This window comes from Variovorax sp. MPBD4-3 (genome assembly GCF_058809745.1).
Window position 1 is genome coordinate 1 of record NZ_JBXASW010000118.1, and the last position, 4,263, is coordinate 4,263.

A 4,263-nucleotide genomic window follows, 5' to 3' on the forward strand; every position below is an offset into this window, starting at 1 on the left:
CAGCTGGGGCGGGCCTGTGGGGGCTGTCGTGTGGCTGGTGCTGGAAGAAGCGCTCAAGCAGCACACGGAGCATTGGCACATGCCGCTGGGACTGTTGCTGATTGCCGTTGCCCTGTGGGCGCCCAAAGGATTGGCCGCACTGTACAAGCGCCGCCTGCCCCTCACCCCAACCCTCTCCGCAGAGGGGCGAGGGAGTAAAGCACCATGAGCCTTTTCAGAATCGAAGGGTTGGTCAAGCGCTTCGGCGGACTGCTGGCCACCGACCATGTGAACCTCACGGTGGAGTGCGGCGAAGTGCATGCGCTCATCGGGCCCAACGGGGCGGGCAAGACCACGCTGGTGAACCTGATCACCGGGCTGCTGAAGGCAGACGCCGGCCGCCTGCTGCTCGACGAGAAGGACATCACCTCGCTGAAAGACCACCAGCGCGTGGCCGCCGGCATGTCGCGCTGCTTCCAGGTGACGCGCGTCTTCGCCAAGGAAACCGTGCACGACAACCTGATGCTCGCGGCGCAGGCCCATGCGGGCAGCAGCCTGCGCTTCATGGCGCCGCGCGCGAAGGAGCGCGACCTCGTCGACCGCGCCTTGGCACTGGCGGACCGCGTGGGCCTGGGCAGCGAGCGCGACCGCATCGCCGGCACGCTGCCGCACGGTGCGCAGCGCGCGCTCGACGTGGCGCTGGCACTCGCGGCCGAGCCCAAGCTGCTGCTGCTCGACGAGCCGATGGCCGGCATGGGGCCGGACGAATCCGCGCGCATGGTCGAGCTGATCGAATCGCTGCGCGCGTCGATGGCCATCCTGCTGATCGAACACGACATGGACGCGGTGTTCCGCCTGGCCAACCGGCTCACCGTGCTGGTGCAGGGCAAGGTGCTGATGAGCGGCACCGCCGACGAAGTGCGCGGCCATCCCGATGTGCAAGCCGTGTACCTGGGCACCGAAGCGGAAGGGCACTCATGAACACGGCCACTACATTGCTCGAAGCGAAATCCATCGAGGCCGGCTACGGCGCGAGCCAGGTGCTGTTCGGCATCGACATCGACATCCGTCCCGGCGAAGTGCTGGCGCTGCTGGGCCGCAACGGCATGGGCAAGAGCACGCTGCTCAAGGTGCTGACCGGCACGCTGGCACCGATGCGCGGCGACGTGCGTTTCGACGGCGCGGCCATCGGCGGGCACAAGCCCGACGCCATCGCGCGGCGCGGCGTGGCCATCGTGCCCGAGGGGCGGCATGTGTTCCCCAACCTCAGCGTCGACGAGCACCTGCGCGCCTTCGCACGGCCGCGCCCCGGCAGCGCGCCGCGCTGGACGGTCGAGGCGCTCTACGGCCTGTTTCCGCGCCTGTCGGAGCGCAAGGCCAACGCGGGCAACCAGCTCTCGGGCGGCGAGCAGCAGATGCTGGCCATCGCGCGGGCACTGTCCACGCACCCGCGCCTGCTGATCCTGGACGAAGCCACCGAAGGCCTCGCACCGGTGATCCGCGAGGAAATCTGGAATTGCATCGCCACGCTCAAGGCAGAGGGCGAAGCGATCCTGGTGGTCGACAAGTACGTGCAGCGCCTGCTGCCGCTGGCCAACCGCCATGTGATCCTGGAGCGCGGACGCGTGGTGTGGCAGGGCGACTCGGCGGCGCTGGACGCCGACCGGTCGCTGTGGACGCGCTACCTGGGCGTTTGAGCCTGCTGGGGCGCCGCGTCGAGCTGCAGGATCAGGTCCTGGCTGGCGCGGTTGAGCCCGCTCACTTCCACCACGCTGCCATGCTTGCGCAGCCGCTCGACCACCTTACTGAGTGCGGCCACGGCCGTCACGTCCCAGAAGTGCGCGCCTGACACGTCGATGCGCACCGGCGCACCGTCGATCTCGCGCACGTCGAATGCATCGACCAGCATGTCTGCCGATGCGAAGAACACCTGCCCGGTGACGCGGTACACGCGCGTGCCATCCGCGTGCTGCGCGGCATGCACGTGCAGCAGCCGCGCCACCTTGAAGGTGAAGAACACGCCGCTGAGCATCACGCCCGTGGCCACGCCCGCGGCCAGGTTGTCGGTGGCGACGGTGACGGCCACCGTCGCGAGCATCACCGCGCTGGACATGCGCGGATGCCGCACCAGCGCGCGCAGAGAACCCCAGTCGAAGGTCGATGCCGACACCATCACCATGATCGCCACCAGCGCCGCCACCGGCACCTGCGACACCCAGGGCTTGAGCAGCACCATGAGGATCAGCAGGAACGCGCCGGCGAACAGCGTCGACAACCGCCCTCGCCCGCCGTAGCGCACGTTGCTCACCGTCTGGCCGATCATTCCGCAGCCCGCGATGCCGCCGAAGAAGCTGGCGGCCACGTTGGCCACGCCCAGGCCGCTGCATTCGCGGTTCTTGGAGCTGGGCGTGTCTGTCAGCTCGTCGACCACGCTGGCGGTCATCATCGATTCGAGCAGGCCGACCATCGCGATGGCGAAGGCAGGCAGCGCGATGATGCGCAGCGTCTCCAGCGTCAGCGGCACGGCGGGCAGCGCGAATGCAGGCAGCGCGCCGGGCAGTTGCCCCAGGTCGGCCACCGTCTTCAGCGGCAGGCCCAGCCAGTGGCCCGCCAGCGTCACGACCACGATGCACACCAGCGGCGACGGCACAGCCGTGGTGATGCGCGGCAGCAGGTAGATGACGGCCAGCCCCAGCCCGACCATGGCCCAGGTCGCGGTGTTGGCGCCGATGAAGTGCGGCATCTGCGCCGCGAAGATCAGGATGGCCAGCGCATTGACGAAACCGGTGCGCACCGACGACGACACGAAGCGCATCAGCACCCCGAGCCGCAGCAGCCCGAACACGATCTGCATCAGGCCCGCGAGCACGCCGGCCGCCAGCAGGTATGGCAGGCCATGCGCATGCACCAGCGGCGCAGCCACCAGCGCCACCGAACCGGCCGCGGCCGACACCATGGCCGGCCGCCCGCCCGTGAAGGCGATGACGATGCCGATGACGAAGGAAGCGAACAGCCCCACGGCCGGATCGACGCCGGCCACGAAAGAGAAAGCGATGACTTCCGGAATGAGCGCGAAGGTGGCGACGGCGCCGGCCATCAGCTCACGGGGAATGCTCGGGCACCACTCGGCGCGCAGGCGGCTGTGCGGGGAAGAAGACATGAGAAGAAGAACTAGAAGGCTGCCCGCATCGGCCGACGAGGCGATGCGGGACATGCATGGCAGGAAGCGAAAAAGGAAGCCGGCTTGCTCGCGGCTCCCCTGGGTGTGGCGGCGGCCGGAGCAGGCCGCCGCGCATCACTGCGCAGCCTTCATCAAGGAGGCGTGGGCCGCGAGCAGCCTGACTGCCGGCGGCGGATGGGGAAGCGGGGCATCCTCGGACACATGGGCCGCAATTGTAGGCAGCCCGAAGGACTGCCCTCTACGACTTGCTCACTTACACCGAGCGCGTGATGCCGCCGTCCACCCGCAGGTTCTGCCCAGTGATGTAGCCGCCGCCTTCCGACGCCAGGAAGCCGATGACCGCCGCGATCTCGCTGCTCTTGCCGTAGCGGCCCATCGGAATGCGCGAACGGAACTCGGCCTTCTCGGGCAGGCTGTCGATGAAGCCCGGCAGCACGTTGTTCATGCGCACGTTCTGGGCGGCGTACTTGTCGGCAAACAGTTTGGTGAAGGCCGCGAGCCCGGCGCGGAACACGCCGGAGGTGGGGAACACCGGGTCGGGCTCGAAGGCGGCGAAGGTGGAGATGTTGATGATGCTGCCGCCGCCCTGCGCCACCATCAGCGGCGCGACGAGCCGGCTGGGCCGCACCGCGCTCAGCAGGTAGACGTCCATGCCGCGGTGCCAGTCTTCGTCGGTGATCTCGAGGATGGGCGCACGAGGACCGTGGCCCGCGCTGTTGACCAGCACGTCGACGCGGCCCCACTGGTCGGTCACCTTGTCCACCAGGCGCTTGATATCGTCGTTCGACTGGTTGGAGCCCGTCACGCCGATGCCGCCCAGTTCCGCGGCCAGCGCCTCGCCCTTGCCAGACGACGAAAGGATGGCGACACGAAAGCCATCGGCCGCGAGCTTGCGTGCAGCGGCGGCGCCCATGCCGCTGCCACCGGCGGTGACTATGGCTACTTTTTTCTGTGCTTCGGAAGACATGTATGGGGTCCTTGGTTCATGCTGGACCTGCATTTTTAGCCGAGGATTTTCTGGGGTGTGTGCACAGGCCACCGGGTACTCCCCTCCGCGAATGTCCCCCGGGGCTTCGCCCCTCCTCCTTTATTTCGCTGCGGGG

General features: G+C 68.3%; 4 protein-coding genes and 1 pseudogene. 3 read left to right on the top strand and 2 right to left on the bottom strand.

All coding sequences use genetic code 11. The features are described 5' to 3' along the window. The 3 genes and pseudogenes from AC1RVW_RS30560 to AC1RVW_RS30570 form a co-directional block, all read left to right on the top strand. Positions 1 to 208: pseudogene (locus AC1RVW_RS30560) on the top strand (branched-chain amino acid ABC transporter permease); the annotation flags it as partial. After that, positions 205 to 960, top strand: coding sequence for an ABC transporter ATP-binding protein (locus AC1RVW_RS30565; protein WP_493204471.1), 756 nt, complete (start codon positions 205 to 207; stop codon positions 958 to 960). The pseudogene AC1RVW_RS30560 and the gene AC1RVW_RS30565, both read left to right, overlap by 4 nt. Further along, the gene (locus AC1RVW_RS30570; protein WP_285411554.1) at positions 957 to 1,676 is read left to right on the top strand and encodes an ABC transporter ATP-binding protein; all 720 of its coding nucleotides are present in this window, start codon (positions 957 to 959) and stop codon (positions 1,674 to 1,676) included. The genes AC1RVW_RS30565 and AC1RVW_RS30570 overlap by 4 nt, the downstream gene beginning before the upstream one ends. Here AC1RVW_RS30570 and AC1RVW_RS30575 read toward each other — a convergent pair. Next, on the bottom strand, positions 1,661 to 3,139 hold the full coding sequence (locus AC1RVW_RS30575; protein WP_493204473.1) for a SulP family inorganic anion transporter: 1,479 nt from the start codon (positions 3,137 to 3,139) through the stop codon (positions 1,661 to 1,663). The two genes, AC1RVW_RS30570 and AC1RVW_RS30575, sit on opposite strands and share 16 nt — an antisense overlap. A gap of 274 nt (positions 3,140 to 3,413) precedes the next feature. Beyond that, complete coding sequence (locus AC1RVW_RS30580) at positions 3,414 to 4,127, bottom strand: SDR family oxidoreductase (RefSeq protein ID WP_081270717.1); 714 nt, start codon at positions 4,125 to 4,127, stop codon at positions 3,414 to 3,416. Positions 4,128 to 4,263 lie beyond the last annotated feature (136 nt).

Coding starts and splice junctions, on each gene's coding strand:
- AC1RVW_RS30565 (WP_493204471.1), top strand. CDS start 205: ATGAGCCTTTTCAGAATCGAAGGGTTGGTCAAGCGCTTCGGCGGACTG.
- AC1RVW_RS30570 (WP_285411554.1), top strand. CDS start 957: ATGAACACGGCCACTACATTGCTCGAAGCGAAATCCATCGAGGCCGGC.
- AC1RVW_RS30580 (WP_081270717.1), bottom strand. CDS start 4,127: ATGTCTTCCGAAGCACAGAAAAAAGTAGCCATAGTCACCGCCGGTGGC.
- AC1RVW_RS30575 (WP_493204473.1), bottom strand. CDS start 3,139: ATGTCTTCTTCCCCGCACAGCCGCCTGCGCGCCGAGTGGTGCCCGAGC.